This window comes from Nocardia sp. Root136 (assembly GCF_001427185.1).
GTDB lineage: Bacteria > Actinomycetota > Actinomycetes > Mycobacteriales > Mycobacteriaceae > Nocardia > Nocardia salmonicida.
Window position 1 is genome coordinate 171,681 of record NZ_LMFE01000013.1, and the last position, 13,327, is coordinate 185,007.

The window sequence follows — 13,327 nt, forward strand, 5'->3', positions numbered from 1 at the left end:
GGGTCCGTTTTCCAACCTCGCCCAGTAAGCGGCAACAACTGCTGTGTCAACCGTACCGACAGCCGCGCCAGGTCGCGCGGATCTCGCAATTGTCCGGCGATTCAACGTGAGGGTACCCAAGCCCGTCTCCATCCAACCGTGCGGCATGGGCTTTACCGAGTCGGTACGCACCCGTTCACGCAGAGCGGAATTCAGTGCGCGGATATCGGCGTAATCTTGTAATCAACGCAACACGCACAACAGAGACAGCAGGTGATTTCCATGCGGAACGATCGACGCGAGCGCGGATTCGGCCGACCCGGCGGTTGGCAGCAAGCCGACCTTCCCGATCCGGCCGACGCCCCCGACTGGTTCGCCGGACGGTTGCCCGCCGACTGGTTCACCGGGCCGGTGGACATCGAGATCGACCGCGACGAGATCGTCGTGGTCGGCGAACTACCCGTCCCCGGCGACACGAGCACCTCGACCGCCACCAAAGAAGGCGCACTCGCCCGCTTCCGCGAGTCGACCCGCCCGGCCCGCATGCAGATCGCCGACGAGGCCCAGCGCCGTTACGGCCGCAGCGTCGCCTGGGGCGTGCGAGTAGACGGTGAACGAATCCTGTTCACCCACCTGGCCGTGCCCGTGATGACCCGCCTACGCCAGCCCGAACGCCAGGTCCTCGACACCCTCATCGACGCAGGCGTAGCCCGCTCCCGCGCCGACGCCTTGGCCTGGACGGTCAAACTCGCGGGCAAGCACGCCGAAACCTGGCTCGCCGAACTCCGCGAAGCCATGCGCAAGGTCGACGACCTGCGCTCGGAAGGCCCAACCGGCTTGTAATCCCCCACCGGGCCCGGCACCCCCCGTATGTCTCTACCCAAAGGGGCCCGCCCCGATCTGGACTGACCGGAGGGTGCGACGAAGGAGTACCCGGAGGGAGGGAAGATCGGGGCCTCAGGGGCCCCGCTCGAGCGCGCCAGCGCTCCAAAAACACAGCCACCATACGACCCGGGCCAGGCACACTTAGATACAGTTGCCTGCATGAAAACCGAGCAGACCGGTCCGATCCTGGTAATCAACGGACCGAACCTGAACATGCTCGGGACCCGTCAGCCCGAGATCTACGGTGCCGACACCCTCGACGACGTCGTCGCACTGTGCGAACACACCGCAGCCCGGTTCGACCGCAAGGTCATCGCCTTTCAGTCCAATCACGAAGGCGCGCTGATCGACCGGATCCAGCAGGCCCGCGGCGAGGTGTCGGCCATCGTCATCAACCCCGGCGGCCTCACCCACACCTCGGTCGCACTGCGCGACGCCCTGGCGATCCCGGAGGTGCCGATCGTCGAGGTGCACATCAGCAATGTGCACGCGCGCGAGGAGTTCCGGCACCACTCGTTCGTCTCCCCGATCGCCACCGCGGTGATCGCCGGGCTGGGCATCCACGGCTACGCCGCGGCCATCGAGTTCTTGAGCAAGCCATAGGCCGGTCCGCCTCGGCGTGATCACGCGAGACGGAAGACCGGGAATCCGGGGGCGATGGCGACGAGTTGTTCGTCTGTCGCGTCCTTGGTGAGGCCCTCGAAGAACTTGCCGACCTCCCAGCCCCACTTCTCCAGGTACAGCCGAAGCAGCGGCACCTTGTCGGCGTCGGCGATCTCGGTGGCGGTGAACTGTTCGGTCTTGCGGCCGAGGCGCAGTTCGCCGTCGCCTGCCACGCGCAGATTGCGCACCCACTGCACGTGCCCGCGCGGCGCGACCAGGTAGCGCTCGCCGTCGGCGGCCGTCATCACGTTGACCATGGTGGTACGCCATTCACCGCTCTTGCGGCCGCGCACGGCCAGCAGCCGCGAACCCATGATGCTGATCCCCAGCTTGGGCAGCAGGTTGGCGATCTTGTTGACGATCGGATCGATGCCGGTCGGGGGGAGGTGGCGAGTCGCGTTGTCCATGTTGATCACTCCTGAACTGTGAGCACTGCTCTCTGTTGAGTACAAGCATGCGCCCCGCCCGACCCGAAGTCAAGAGCAGTGCTCACAGTTTTCGAAATGTCCTTTTTCGGCGAAGCATTGCCGCGATGATATGTAGTACGTATGCTACATATCATCGAAGGTCGAAGACTGGGAGGACTCATGACTTCGAACAACAACGTCGTTCTCGATGTCGCGCAACTACGGATGCGATACGACGAGACAGACGTCCTGCACGATGTGACTTTTCACGCGAAGCGCGGGGAAGTGCTCGTCATGCTCGGGCCCAACGGCGCGGGCAAAACCACCACGATCGAGATCCTCGAGGGGTTCCGCAGGAGGTCGGCCGGCCGGGTCGAGGTGCTGGGGGCCGATCCCGAACACGGTGACGAACTCTGGCGCGCCCGCATCGGCGTCGTGCTCCAATCCTGGCGTGACCACGCGAAATGGCGAGTGCGCGAGCTGCTCGGCCACCTCGGTGGGTACTACAGCCCGTATTCCACGGCACGGATCACCCGACCGTGGGACACCGATGAACTCATCGCGCTGGTCGGGCTCACCGAGCAGCGCGACGCGAAGATCGCCACCTTGTCCGGGGGACAGCGACGCAGACTCGACGTGGCGATCGGCATCGTCGGCCGACCGGAACTGCTGTTCATGGACGAACCGACCGCCGGCTTCGACCCCGCCGCCCGCCGCGACTTCCACGACCTGGTGCATCGCCTGGCCGATCTGGACGAGACCACCGTCCTACTCACCACCCACGACCTGGACGAAGCCGCGAAACTGGCCGACCGGATCCTGATCCTGGCCGGTGGCCGGATCATCGCCGACGGCTCCCCGGAGGAGCTCAGCGCCGCCACCGCGGGCGAGGCCGAGGTGCGCTGGACCCACGAGGGCCAACGCTTCGTCCACACGACGACCGAGTCGACGAAATACGTCCACGAACTGTTCAAACAGCACGGCGAACTGATCGAGGACCTCGAGGTACAGCGCGCGTCGCTGGAGGACACCTACATGGCACTGGTCCGCCGTTTCGAATCCGACGCGGCCGCCGAACCCGTTCGTTCACTGCAGGAGGTCACGCGATGAATCCCACGCTGGTAGCGGTCAGGGGCGGCCTGGCGGCGATGTGGATCGAACTGCGGCAGCTGTACACCAACGGGGCGAGCCTGATGGCCCAGTTCCTCACTCCCACACTGTTTCTGATCGCGATCTTCTTCCTGCGCGACCGGACCTACCAGGACACCGGGCTGTCGCTCGGCGAACTCGCGGTGCCCGGCCTGCTCGGCAGCATCATCGCGTTCAACGGCCTGTACGGCATCGCCGAAGTCCTCGCTCTCGACCGGGAGGACGGAACCCTGTTGCGCGCCAAGACAATTCCGAACGGCATCCTGGGCTACTTCATCGGCAAGATCGGTACCACCGCGGGCGCGGTACTCGTACAGCTGGTGGTGGTGCTGACCATCGGCGCCGTGATCGTCGGCGGATTGTCGACGCCCGGCGGCGCCGTGATCACGCTGACGTGGGTGATCGTGCTCGGCCTACTGGCCACCTTGCCGATCGGCGCCATCCTTGGCGGGTTGATCGTCGGCGCCCGCGACATCTTCCTGCTGACCTTGCCGCTGATGGGACTCATCGCCATCTCCGGCATCTGGTACCCGATCACCGCGCTCCCCGGCTGGATACAGAGCCTGGCCCAGCTCTTCCCGATGTATTGGCTCGGCCTCGGCATGCGCTCCGCACTGCTGCCCGCCGAGGCGGCGGCCATCGAGATCGACGGGTCCTGGCGGCACCTCGAGACCGCAGCGGTGCTCGGCGTATGGTCGATCGTCGGGTTGTTGCTCGCGCCGATCGTGCTGCGGCGAGCGGCCCGCCATGAGTCGGGATCCAGCGTGGCCGTCCGCCGCGAGAAAGCGATGCAGCGTGCCTTCTGAGGTCATCTACAACCGCATCGCGATGTTGCGTGCCGAGCGCGGCATCTCGCGACGGGACCTGGCCGAAGCACTCGGCGTGCACTACCAAACCGTCGGCTACCTCGAACGCGGCGAATACAGCCCCAGCCTGCACCTGGCCCTGCGGCTCGCGGCCTATTTCGAGGTAGCGGTGGAGGTGGTGTTCTCCACCGAGCCGTTCCCGAGACTGGGATCGGGCGCCGAGACCGCGTGAACATCGAAACCGTTCGGCATCAACGCGCCGAACGGTTTCGGTGTGTCAGCCGCGAAATATCCGGAACGTCGATTCGGGGGCGCCGACGGCTCGCTCCCAATACGACGAAACCGACTCGGCCAGAACGGTATCCACACCGACCGCGGTGCCGGTTGCCACGACATGGCGCGCGCCGGCCGCCATCATCCGCAGGTACGCCGGATCGGCCGGACCACCGTCGTCTGCCGTTTCCGCCCACGCGGCGTACAACTCGGCGACGCTGCCCAGTGAACGCTGGGCGTACGGCACGAACCGATCTATCGAGGAACCGGACCGATCGATGATCGCCAGCGCCTGTTCGTAGCCGAGCATCAAAGGCAGGAACAGGGCGAGCATGGCCTGGTAGAAGACCTGGGCCGCACCGTCATCCGCACCCAGGTACTCCATTTCCGCCAACGGCCGCAACGACTCGCGTCGATCCTCGAAGACCTCTGGTGGACCGCTGTAGAAGATGTAAGCCGCCGGGCCCGCCAGCTCGTGCGGCTGCGCCATCACCCCACCGGCGAGAAATTCGCCACCACGCGCCCGGACGAACGCCGCGCCCCGCCGAGTCCGCTGCGGCGAATCCGAGGACAGGTTGACCACTACTTTTCCGGTCAGATCGAGGGAGCCGAGAACCTCGTCCATCGCGTCGTAGTGGGTCAGGCTGAGCACGACGAGCTCGGCCGCGGCCACCGCGTCGGCGACCGTCTCGGCGAGCTGGGCACCGAGACCCTGTGCTTTGCCAGGGGTGCGGTTCCAGACCGTCACGGTGAAGCCCGCGTCGAGGTACGTGCGCACGATCTGCTGTCCCATCGGGCCGAGGCCGATGACGGTGACCGCATCGGCCGCTCGGTCCGGAGCCGGCATCAGGACGCCTCGCCACGGAACAGCGCGTACGGCGAGATCTGCTTACCCGTCGCCTCGGAGGCGGTGACGGCCTTGCGCCAGAACGACTGGGCGAGGTGGGACAGGCTCGCGTCGACGCCTGCTTCTTCGCTGGCGTCGATGATGTGCTGGGCGCCGGCGTCCATCATCTTCAGGTGCGCGAGGTCGGCGAAGCCGCCTTCCTTGTTCGCCTCGGCGAACTGTTCGATGAAGAACGGGTAGGCGCCGGCGGAGCGGACGGCGAACGGTACGAACTGGTCGATGCTGTGGCCGGAGTTCGCGATCATCGCCGACGCCTGGTCGAACGCCAGCAACCAGGGGTGGAAGGTGATCAGCAGGGCCTGGTAGAAGATCTGGGCCAAGCCGTCGTCGGCGCCGAGGTATTCCTGCGGGCTGAGCGGGCGCAGCAGTTCGGCGTGCGCGTCGAAGACCGCCTTCGGACCGCTGTAGAAGATGTAGGACGAGGGATGGACGATATTGTCGCCCGCCGACATCACGCCGCCGGAGAGGAATTCGGCGCCGCGCTCACGAACCCAGGTCGCGCCTGCCCGTGCCTTGGCCGGCGAATCGGAGGACAGATTGGCGATGACCTTGCCGGGCAGCTGGTCGACGGCCTGGCCGAGCACGTCGTACATGGCGTCGTAGTGGGTGAGGCTGAGCACGGAGACCTCGTTGGCCGCCAGCGCCTCGGCCACGGTGTCGGCGCGCTTGGCGCCGAGCGCCACCAGCGCGTCGACCTTGGCGGTGCTGCGATTCCATACCGTCACCTCGACACCTGCTTCGAGGAAGGCCTCGACCATGGCCTGACCCATCGGGCCGAGGCCGAGAACGGAAACGGAACGGGAGGTGGTCTGCTCGGACATTGTGTGGCCCTTCGATTCTCGCTACGGGTTGGTTCGGCGCCGCTTTCCATGGTGTCCGCGCGGGTATCGTCCGGGAAGACCGAACGTTCGGGTGTGGTTGCTTACCTAGAGGTTCGAAATACGGTCAGAAGGGTGCGCCGAAAATGAGTAGTGACGCAGATCACGATGTATGTGGCATGAGCCTGGCGATCGACGTCGTCGGCGGTAAATGGAAGCTGCACCTGATGTGGGTGCTCGACGCCGGGCCGCAGCGATTCGGCCAGATCCGGCGGCTGCTCGACGGCGTGAGCGAGAAGGTGCTCGCCGAGAACCTGCGTCATCTGGAGAGCTCCGGCGTGGTGCACCGCGAGATCTTCCCGGAGATCCCCCCGCGCGTGGAGTACTCGCTCACCCCGCTCGGCGAGACCCTGCGCCTCGCCCTGGCACCGCTCGAAAGCTGGGGCGACGAGCACCGCGCGGTGCTCGCCACCGCTACCCGGCCCACCGCCCCGGCGTCTTCGCCCTCCCCGATCGCGCTGTAACTACCCGCGCTTCATCGTGCTTCGCGCACGAGCGCTGTCATTTCAAGTGCTCCATGGCGATTCGCTCGCCGATTCGTTCGAGTAGGCGCGCCGCGGCCATGATCGAGCGTGCGGGATCGGGCTCCAGGTCACTGAGCGGATAGCACGCGGCGAAACCCGCGGCTCGAATCTCACCGGGTGACAACAGGGTTCGACCTACCGCTGCGACCACCGGCACCCCCGCCTTCTTGGCCGCGGCCGCGACCCCGACCGGTGCCTTCCCATGCATGCTCTGGTGATCCAGCGAGCCCTCACCGGTGACGACCAGCGTGGCCCCGTCGACCAAGTCCGTGAATTCCAGCAGCTCGAGCAGCACATCGATCCCGCTGCGCACCTGCGCCCCCAGCACCGCGAGCGCCCCGAACCCGGTACCACCGGCCGCCCCTGCCCCACCGATCTCGGCATACCCCGTACCCAGCACCGCTGCCCAATTGGTCAGCCCTGCTTCGAGTTTCACCATCTGCCGGGCGTTGGCCCCCTTCTGTGGCGAGTACACCGCAACGGCACCGGCCGGTCCGAGCAACGGATTGTCCACATCGCAGGCAAGGGTGAACAGCGCCGTCGAGACCGCCGGATGCAACCCGGCTCGATCCACCGAGGCCACCTGCGCGAGCATCGCGGCTACGTCCGCGACCCCCGCCAATTCCCGCCCCTCCCGGTCGAGCAGCCGCAACCCGAGCGCCCGCAACAGCCCCGCCCCGCCATCGGTCGACGCACTCCCGCCGAGCCCGAGCACGATCTCCCGAGCCCCCGCGTCGAGCGCGTGCGCGATGGCCACCCCCAACCCGAACGTGTCGGCCCGGAGCGGGTCGAGCCGCCCACCGGGCAACTTCACCAGACCGACGGCCGCCGCCAACTCCACCACCGCGACATCTCCGCGCACCGCGTACACCGCCGTCGAAGGCTCCCCCGTCGGCCCGGGCGCGGCCAGCTCCACTCGCTTCCACCCCGACGCCACGAAGGCGTCGACCATCCCGTCGCCGCCGTCGGCCACCGGCACACACCGCACCTGCGCCCCCGGCGCCCGCCGAGCAATCCCCCGTCCCAACGCCTCGGCAACCTCCGGTGCCGAAAGCGAACCCTTGAACTTGTCCGGTGCAAGCACAACAAGCGGTCCACGAGTCATCCCGACATCTTCCGCCCTGAGACCAAAACCCGCATCCCCGCAGTTCCAGCCATCCTCAACGCCCCGAGTCCGCCGTAACCGCACTACCGAACCTCCTGGGACCACCGATCGACAAGGGCCGACGCCGAACAACACGGTAGCGTCGACCTATGGCGACCGAGGTCCGCAACAACACCGCGCTAGAGCGGTTCGAACTCACCGCCGACGGTCAACCCGCCGGCTACATCGAATACCAGGACACCGGCGACGAACGCGCGCTCGTCCACACCGAGATCTATCCCCGATTCGAAGGCCGCGGCCTGGCGAACATCCTGGTCGAGTCCGCACTCGACGCCAGCCGCGACCAAGGCTTCAGCGTGCTACCGATGTGCCCGGTGGTGCTGCATTTCATCAACACCCATCCCGACTACATCGCCTACGTCCCGCAGCGGGCCAGGGAGCTGTTCGGCCTACCTCAGTAGTGCGCGACGGCCCCGTCGACAGCCAGTTGCAGCTCTTCTTTGACGAGCCTGGCGATGTCGGCGGGCCGCTGCGGCACCTCGAGGATCGGCGCCCGGAAGTAAGCGACCCCCGACACCACGTCGGCAGCAGTCGTTTCGGCGGACGCGTCGCGGTCTCCGTAGTTCATCCCGATGGCGATCAGCGCGGGCGCGGCGCCCAGTTTGGCCGCACGGAACGCGATGTGCCCGATCCCGCTACCGACCGCCTGCACCTTGGTGTGATCTACCTCATTGCAGGTGCCCTCGGGGAAGATCGCGAGGTGATCACCGGCGGCCAACCGCTGCGCGCACACATCCATCATCCGCTGACCTGCGGCGTTGACCGCCCGGATTCCGTGATCCTTGCCGCGGAACACCGGGATCCCGCCCATCATGTCCACCTTGCGGCGCTGCTCGGGATCGAGAAAGAGCTCGTCCTTGGCCAGCACCCGCACCCGCCCGATCTTCGAGCGCAACGGTGACCGCCACGCCGTGGCCGCGACCGTGTACGGGTCGCTGGTCGACAGATGGTTGATCGCGTAGATGACCGGCCGCCCACTGCGAACCAGGGCCTTCAACTGCTGCTTCGCACCCTCGGCGAACACCACGCGCGGCCGGAACCGCCGGGCCAGCACCGCATACGAAGCCAGCGCCTTCCACCTGTTCTGCTGATGGCGCAGGTAGTAGTCGTACACGGCGTCGTTGTCGTCGAGCAGGACCTCGGGCAAGTGCATAGCGCGACCCTACCGGGCGATCCCAGCGGCCCCGCGCGCGAGGATTTCCGATTTCGATCCGGTCCGCGGGAAGCGCGCACCGGCGCTGAAAATGCGATGATGACTCGGTGGCAGGCGGAGACGACCCGGACGAGCGGCGGACTCGCGACGGACACGGTGACGATCGGCGGCGCGGTCAGCCCGCGGTGAACGTCCGCGCGGGCAACCTGCTGGTGTCCGCGACAGACCTGGTGGAACCTACTTTCCGGCGTACCGTCGTGTATGTGATCGAGCACAACGACGCGGGCAGCCTCGGCGTGGTGCTGAACCGGCCGAGCGAGACCCCGGTCGTCGATGTGCTGCCCGCCTGGGCCGACCTGGCCGCCAGCCCGACCGACCTCTACATCGGTGGGCCGGTCAAACGCGATGCGGCGCTGTGCCTGGCGGTGCTGCGCACGGGCGTCGACATCTCCGATATCCGCGGGCTGCGCCGGGTCGACGGCCGCGTGGTGCTGGTCGATCTGGACGCCGACCCCGCCGAGATCGGCCCGCTCATCGAGCAGATCCGGGTCTTCGCCGGATACGCGGGCTGGTCGATGGGCCAGCTCGACGGCGAACTCGACAACGACGACTGGATCGTGGTCTCGGCGCTGCCGTCGGACCCGATCGCCACCGACCGCCACGATCTGTGGGCCGCGGTGTTGCGGCGTCAGCCGTTGCCGCTGGCCCTGCTGGCGACACACCCGATTGAACTCGAACGCAACTGACACCGTTACTCCTTCGACGAGCAGGAGTGACACATGAATTACGACGAGCAGTGATCAGGGCCGCCGATGAACGATGGTCGCGACGAATTGATGCGTGCGCTCTACGCCGAGCACGCACCCGCCCTGTGGCGTTTCACCCTCGGGCTGGTGCGCGATCCCGGCCGGGCCGAGGACATCGTGCAGGAGACGCTGCTGCGCGCCTGGCAACGCCCCACCGTGCTGGAACAGACCGAAACCTCGCCGCGCGCATGGTTGTTCACCGTGGCTCGTAATCTCGCGGTCGACGAGCATCGCAGCGCCAGGCACCGTCGCGAGTTCGGTACCGACACCCCGCCCGAGCAGGTGAGCCCCGACCAGTCCGATCGCGCGCTCGACGGCTGGCTGGTCGCCGACGCGCTGAGCACATTGAGCCCGGATCATCGCGAGGTGATCGTGCGGGCCTACTATCGCGGCCTCGGCATGGCCCAGATCGCCGACGAATTGGGTATCCCACCGGGAACGGTGAAGTCGCGCCTGCACTACGGCATGCGCGCGATGCGGCTGGCGTTACAGGAGATGGGGGTGACGAACCGATGACCGACCTCGCCGACGAGTACAGCACCTGGGACGCTGCCTATGTCCTCGGTTCGCTGGGTGCCGCCGAGCGGCGCGAATACGAGACACACCTGCTCGATTGCGCGCACTGCCAGCAGGCGGTCGCCGAACTGTCCGGGATGCCGGGCATGCTCGGTCTGGTGGACCGCGATACCGCGCTGTCGATGATCGCATCGCCGGAGCCGGACGCGCCGCAGGTTCCCGACCTGATTCCGTCGCTGGCCGCGGCCGCCGAGCGGCGCCGGAGGCGGCGGCGCTGGATGGGTGTCGGAAGTGCGGTGGCGGCTGCCGCGGCGGCGGTGGCGATCGCGATTCCGGTGACGGTCACCGTGGCGCGCTCGGAGACGCCGACCGAACAGATCGTCGCCGAACAGGTGATGCAGGCGGTGGAGCAGACCCCGGTGAGCGCGCAGGTGAAGCTGCTCCGCGACGGCGACCGCACCCGCCTGGTGATGACCTGCCGCTACGCGCCGAGCGCTTACGGCTCCGGCTATACCCGCACCTACGGGCTGGTGGTGACCGCGGGTGAGCAGCGGTACGAACTCGACCAGTGGCCCGCGGGCCCCGGCACCGAACTGACGGTGGCTCGCACCATCGACGCCCCAGCGGATTCGATCAGCAAGGTGGAGATCACCTCCGTCGACTCCGGCCGGACCGTCTTGGTGGCCCAGGTCTGAACGCGCGAAACGGTCCGGCCTCCTGATGGAGACCGGACCGTTTGCGCGACAGGCTACTTCGACTGCTTGGCGAAGATCGACTTCGACCAGAGGAAGCCGCCGCCCGCGATCACCGCGCACCAGACCAGCGAGATCCAGCCGTTGGCGCCGACCTCGGTGCCCATCAGCAGTCCGCGCAGCGTCTCGGTGATGGGGGTGAAGGGCTGGTACTCGGCGAACTGGCGCATCCCGACCGGCATCGTGTCGGTGGCCACGAGGCCGCTGCCGAGGAAGGGCAGCAGCACGATGGGAAACGTTGCGTTGCTGGCACTTTCGGGAGTCGGCGAGAGCAGGCCGAGCGCGATGGCCAGCCAGGTGAAGGCGAACGTCACCAGCGCCAGCAGCCCGAGCGCGGCGAGCCACTCGGCGACGTTCGCGTTCGGCCGGAAGCCGACCAGCATCGCCACGGCGGTCATCGCGACAACGCCCGCCATCGCCTGGACGAGCGCACCCAGCACATGGCCGGTGAGCACCGACGACTGCGAAATCGCCATCACCCGAAAGCGATTCACGATCCCCTTGCTGGCGTCGGTGGCGATCGACACTGCCACCGATACCGTCAGATAGGCGGGCAACAGCAACATCATGCCCGGCGCCAGATAGTCGATATAGCTACCGCCCGAGGACTTCTCGAGCGCCCCGCCGAAGACGTACTTGAACACCAGCATCAGCACGATCGGCATGATGATGATGCTGAACGTCATGCTGGGGTAGCGCTTGACGTGAATCATGTTGCGCCGCAGCATCGTCATCGTGTCGGCGAAGGCGTAGGACTTGGATTTGGTCAGTGTGGTCATCGCAGTGACTCCTGCTCGATGGTGGCGCGGCTGTTGACATTGGGCATGCTCGGGCGGCCTGCGTGGTCACGCTCCGCTTCCGCCTCCGGCCGCTGACCGCTCATGCCGGTGAGGGTGAGGAAGACGTCGTCGAGGTTGGGGGTGTGCACCGAAATGCCGCCCGCTTCGATGTTCTCGGCATCGAGCAGGTCGAGCACGGAGCGCAGGGAACGCACGCCGCCGTCGCTCGGCACGGCGAGGGTCAGGCCGTCGGTGCCCTCGACCACCTTCGCCGTCGACCCGAACGCGCGCTGGGCGGCGACCACGTCGGGCTGATCGGCGAAATCGATGCGGATGTGGCCGCCCGGGATCAATCGCTTCAGTTCTGCCGCGGTGCCTTCCGCGACGATCCGGCCGTTGTCGAGCACCGCGATGCGATCGGCCAGCTGATCGGCCTCCTCGAGGTACTGGGTGGTGAGAAAGACGGTGACGCCGAGATCGTCGACCAGGCCGCGGATGATCTCCCAGATCGAGCGGCGACTGCGCGGGTCGAGGCCGGTGGTCGGTTCGTCGAGGAAGATCACCCGCGGATTGCCGACCAGCGTCATCGCCAGGTCGAGCCTGCGGGTCATGCCGCCGGAGTAGGTACTCGCGGGCTTGTCGGCGGCCTCGACCAGGTCGAATCTTTGCAGCAGCTCCTCTGCCAGCGCGCGGGTCTCGCGGCGCGGCAGGTGGTTCAGGTCGCCCATCATGTGCAGGTTCTCGCGGCCGGTCAGCAGCTCGTCGACGGCGGCGAACTGCCCGGTGACGCCGATCAGCTCGCGCACCCCGCCTCGGTCGGTCACCACATCGTGGCCGCCGACGGTGCACTCCCCCGCATCGCCTGCGATCAGCGTGGTGAGGATCTGCACCGTGGTGGTCTTGCCCGCGCCGTTGGGGCCGAGCAGGGAGAAGACAGTGCCCTCGGCGACGGTGATGTCGATGCCGTCGAGAACAGTTTTGTCGCCGTAGGCCTTGCGCAGGCCGCGTGCGGTGATGGCCGAGTTGACCATGATCGTCCCTTTCCACAGGATTTCATTCATTACTGCGTATATATGCATGAGTTATCGACACAGCCCCCAGGGGCTGCGGTTCGGATGTGATGTGCGGTTGTAGTCGAGGAGTTAGATGTCGAGCTCCTCGATCTGCGGGTGCGCGGTGATGTCTTCGACCTTGCGGTAGAGCTTGTCGGGCACGCGATCCTTCAGGTCTTTCAGGTCGTCGAGGACCTCGTACTCGTAGTCGCCCCAGTCCCACGGCCGGTCACCGATGCCGAACATGCGGCGCCAGTACTTCCAGTCCTTCATGTCGCCCGCGGCGTCCCCGGTCGGATATTCCGACCACAGCGCCGAGTGCGTGTGGAGCACGAGCTTGCCCTTGCGGCTGCGGTAGACCTGCTGGTGCAGCACCTGCTTGTCGCCGACATCGCGCCATTCACCCAGCAGCACGCCTTGGAAGCGCACCTGCCGGACGCCGTCGCGACCCACCTGCAGCACGACCTCCTCGAAGCCGGCCTCACGTCCTTCTTCCAGCTCGATGAGCCTGCGCAGCGCGCTGACCACGGTGCTGGAGAGGTTTCCGCCGACAAGCTCCTGAGCCCGCTGGAACACGGGGAGATCGTCGTCGGCTACGTAGATCGTCTTGTTGGGCATGAACTCACTATACGT

General features: G+C 66.9%; 18 protein-coding genes. 10 read left to right on the forward strand and 8 right to left on the reverse strand.

Annotation, left to right across the window (positions count from 1 at the left end; genetic code table 11):
- The first annotated feature begins 261 nt into the window (after positions 1–261).
- Both ASD42_RS31485 and aroQ read left to right on the forward strand, forming a co-directional pair.
- A complete protein-coding gene (locus ASD42_RS31485) occupies positions 262–822 on the forward strand; it encodes a hypothetical protein (RefSeq protein ID WP_056823733.1) in 561 nt (186 codons plus the stop codon).
- A 201-nt stretch (positions 823–1,023) separates the two neighbouring features.
- Positions 1,024–1,467, forward strand: coding sequence for a type II 3-dehydroquinate dehydratase (aroQ, locus tag ASD42_RS31490; RefSeq protein WP_056823738.1), 444 nt, complete (start codon positions 1,024–1,026; stop codon positions 1,465–1,467).
- 20 nt (positions 1,468–1,487) lie between these two features.
- Here aroQ and ASD42_RS31495 read toward each other — a convergent pair whose 3' ends face one another.
- Positions 1,488–1,934: a nitroreductase/quinone reductase family protein gene (locus ASD42_RS31495; protein WP_056824181.1), complete on the reverse strand. Its 447-nt coding sequence runs from the start codon at positions 1,932–1,934 to the stop codon at positions 1,488–1,490.
- Positions 1,935–2,114: 180 nt separating this feature from the next.
- Here ASD42_RS31495 and ASD42_RS31500 point away from each other — a divergent pair, with 180 nt between their 5' ends.
- The 3 genes from ASD42_RS31500 to ASD42_RS31510 are packed head-to-tail and all read left to right on the forward strand — an operon-like array spanning position 2,115 to position 4,121.
- Entirely contained in the window at positions 2,115–3,044 is a 930-nt protein-coding gene (locus tag ASD42_RS31500; protein ID WP_056823741.1) for an ABC transporter ATP-binding protein, read from the forward strand.
- Complete coding sequence (locus tag ASD42_RS31505) at positions 3,041–3,889, forward strand: ABC transporter permease (RefSeq protein ID WP_056823744.1); 849 nt, start codon at positions 3,041–3,043, stop codon at positions 3,887–3,889. The genes ASD42_RS31500 and ASD42_RS31505 overlap by 4 nt, the downstream gene beginning before the upstream one ends.
- Positions 3,879–4,121: a helix-turn-helix transcriptional regulator gene (locus ASD42_RS31510; RefSeq protein WP_056823747.1), complete on the forward strand. Its 243-nt coding sequence runs from the start codon at positions 3,879–3,881 to the stop codon at positions 4,119–4,121. The genes ASD42_RS31505 and ASD42_RS31510 overlap by 11 nt, the downstream gene beginning before the upstream one ends.
- A 45-nt stretch (positions 4,122–4,166) precedes the next feature.
- Here the strand turns inward: ASD42_RS31510 and ASD42_RS31515 are convergent, their stop codons facing one another.
- Positions 4,167–5,009, reverse strand: coding sequence for an NAD(P)-dependent oxidoreductase (locus ASD42_RS31515; RefSeq protein ID WP_056823750.1), 843 nt, complete (start codon positions 5,007–5,009; stop codon positions 4,167–4,169).
- A complete protein-coding gene (locus tag ASD42_RS31520) occupies positions 5,009–5,890 on the reverse strand; it encodes an NAD(P)-dependent oxidoreductase (RefSeq protein ID WP_056823753.1) in 882 nt (293 codons plus the stop codon). Before ASD42_RS31520 ends, ASD42_RS31515 begins: the two co-directional genes overlap by 1 nt.
- Before the next feature lie 143 nt (positions 5,891–6,033).
- On the opposite strand from ASD42_RS31520, the gene ASD42_RS31525 reads away from it, so the two are divergent.
- Positions 6,034–6,411, forward strand: coding sequence for a winged helix-turn-helix transcriptional regulator (locus ASD42_RS31525; RefSeq protein WP_056823756.1), 378 nt, complete (start codon positions 6,034–6,036; stop codon positions 6,409–6,411).
- A 37-nt stretch (positions 6,412–6,448) separates the two neighbouring features.
- Here the strand turns inward: ASD42_RS31525 and ASD42_RS31530 are convergent, their stop codons facing one another.
- Entirely contained in the window at positions 6,449–7,576 is a 1,128-nt protein-coding gene (locus ASD42_RS31530) for a glycerate kinase (RefSeq protein WP_056823759.1), read from the reverse strand.
- 149 nt (positions 7,577–7,725) lie between these two features.
- Here ASD42_RS31530 and ASD42_RS31535 point away from each other — a divergent pair, with 149 nt between their 5' ends.
- Positions 7,726–8,037, forward strand: a complete 312-nt coding sequence (locus ASD42_RS31535; RefSeq protein ID WP_056823762.1) for a GNAT family N-acetyltransferase — start codon at positions 7,726–7,728, stop codon at positions 8,035–8,037.
- Here ASD42_RS31535 and ASD42_RS31540 read toward each other — a convergent pair.
- Positions 8,031–8,789, reverse strand: a complete 759-nt coding sequence (locus ASD42_RS31540; RefSeq protein WP_056823766.1) for a lysophospholipid acyltransferase family protein — start codon at positions 8,787–8,789, stop codon at positions 8,031–8,033. The two genes, ASD42_RS31535 and ASD42_RS31540, sit on opposite strands and share 7 nt — an antisense overlap.
- A gap of 107 nt (positions 8,790–8,896) precedes the next feature.
- On the opposite strand from ASD42_RS31540, the gene ASD42_RS31550 reads away from it, so the two are divergent.
- The 3 genes from ASD42_RS31550 (at position 8,897) to ASD42_RS31560 (ending at position 10,806) form a co-directional block, all read left to right on the forward strand.
- The gene (locus tag ASD42_RS31550) at positions 8,897–9,535 is read left to right on the forward strand and encodes a YqgE/AlgH family protein (protein WP_082844183.1); all 639 of its coding nucleotides are present in this window, start codon (positions 8,897–8,899) and stop codon (positions 9,533–9,535) included.
- Between the two features lie 66 nt (positions 9,536–9,601).
- Positions 9,602–10,111 carry a sigma-70 family RNA polymerase sigma factor gene (locus ASD42_RS31555; protein ID WP_056823775.1) on the forward strand — a complete coding sequence of 170 codons (510 nt, stop codon included), beginning with the start codon at positions 9,602–9,604 and terminating at the stop codon, positions 10,109–10,111.
- Positions 10,108–10,806: a zf-HC2 domain-containing protein gene (locus tag ASD42_RS31560; protein ID WP_056823778.1), complete on the forward strand. Its 699-nt coding sequence runs from the start codon at positions 10,108–10,110 to the stop codon at positions 10,804–10,806. The genes ASD42_RS31555 and ASD42_RS31560 overlap by 4 nt, the downstream gene beginning before the upstream one ends.
- Before the next feature lie 53 nt (positions 10,807–10,859).
- Here the strand turns inward: ASD42_RS31560 and ASD42_RS31565 are convergent, their stop codons facing one another.
- The 3 genes from ASD42_RS31565 to ASD42_RS31575 all read right to left on the reverse strand — a co-directional run bounded on the left by ASD42_RS31565 (position 10,860) and on the right by ASD42_RS31575 (position 13,312).
- Positions 10,860–11,642: an ABC transporter permease gene (locus ASD42_RS31565; protein WP_056823781.1), complete on the reverse strand. Its 783-nt coding sequence runs from the start codon at positions 11,640–11,642 to the stop codon at positions 10,860–10,862.
- A complete protein-coding gene (locus ASD42_RS31570; protein ID WP_442938699.1) occupies positions 11,639–12,703 on the reverse strand; it encodes an ATP-binding cassette domain-containing protein in 1,065 nt (354 codons plus the stop codon). Before ASD42_RS31570 ends, ASD42_RS31565 begins: the two co-directional genes overlap by 4 nt.
- Before the next feature lie 81 nt (positions 12,704–12,784).
- A complete protein-coding gene (locus ASD42_RS31575) occupies positions 12,785–13,312 on the reverse strand; it encodes an EXLDI protein (protein ID WP_056823783.1) in 528 nt (175 codons plus the stop codon).
- Between the last annotated feature and the right edge of the window lie 15 nt (positions 13,313–13,327).

What these genes read in the sequence shown, in the direction of transcription:
- ASD42_RS31485 (WP_056823733.1), top strand. Translation starts at nt 262, where the DNA reads ATGCGGAACGATCGACGCGAGCGCGGATTCGGCCGACCCGGCGGTTGG.
- aroQ (WP_056823738.1), top strand. Translation starts at nt 1,024, where the DNA reads ATGAAAACCGAGCAGACCGGTCCGATCCTGGTAATCAACGGACCGAAC.
- ASD42_RS31495 (WP_056824181.1), bottom strand. Translation starts at nt 1,934, where the DNA reads ATGGACAACGCGACTCGCCACCTCCCCCCGACCGGCATCGATCCGATC.
- ASD42_RS31500 (WP_056823741.1), top strand. Translation starts at nt 2,115, where the DNA reads ATGACTTCGAACAACAACGTCGTTCTCGATGTCGCGCAACTACGGATG.
- ASD42_RS31505 (WP_056823744.1), top strand. Translation starts at nt 3,041, where the DNA reads ATGAATCCCACGCTGGTAGCGGTCAGGGGCGGCCTGGCGGCGATGTGG.
- ASD42_RS31515 (WP_056823750.1), bottom strand. Translation starts at nt 5,009, where the DNA reads ATGCCGGCTCCGGACCGAGCGGCCGATGCGGTCACCGTCATCGGCCTC.
- ASD42_RS31520 (WP_056823753.1), bottom strand. Translation starts at nt 5,890, where the DNA reads ATGTCCGAGCAGACCACCTCCCGTTCCGTTTCCGTTCTCGGCCTCGGC.
- ASD42_RS31525 (WP_056823756.1), top strand. Translation starts at nt 6,034, where the DNA reads ATGAGTAGTGACGCAGATCACGATGTATGTGGCATGAGCCTGGCGATC.
- ASD42_RS31530 (WP_056823759.1), bottom strand. Translation starts at nt 7,576, where the DNA reads ATGACTCGTGGACCGCTTGTTGTGCTTGCACCGGACAAGTTCAAGGGT.
- ASD42_RS31535 (WP_056823762.1), top strand. Translation starts at nt 7,726, where the DNA reads ATGGCGACCGAGGTCCGCAACAACACCGCGCTAGAGCGGTTCGAACTC.
- ASD42_RS31540 (WP_056823766.1), bottom strand. Translation starts at nt 8,789, where the DNA reads ATGCACTTGCCCGAGGTCCTGCTCGACGACAACGACGCCGTGTACGAC.
- ASD42_RS31555 (WP_056823775.1), top strand. Translation starts at nt 9,602, where the DNA reads ATGAACGATGGTCGCGACGAATTGATGCGTGCGCTCTACGCCGAGCAC.
- ASD42_RS31560 (WP_056823778.1), top strand. Translation starts at nt 10,108, where the DNA reads ATGACCGACCTCGCCGACGAGTACAGCACCTGGGACGCTGCCTATGTC.
- ASD42_RS31565 (WP_056823781.1), bottom strand. Translation starts at nt 11,642, where the DNA reads ATGACCACACTGACCAAATCCAAGTCCTACGCCTTCGCCGACACGATG.
- ASD42_RS31570 (WP_442938699.1), bottom strand. Translation starts at nt 12,703, where the DNA reads ATGAATGAAATCCTGTGGAAAGGGACGATCATGGTCAACTCGGCCATC.
- ASD42_RS31575 (WP_056823783.1), bottom strand. Translation starts at nt 13,312, where the DNA reads ATGCCCAACAAGACGATCTACGTAGCCGACGACGATCTCCCCGTGTTC.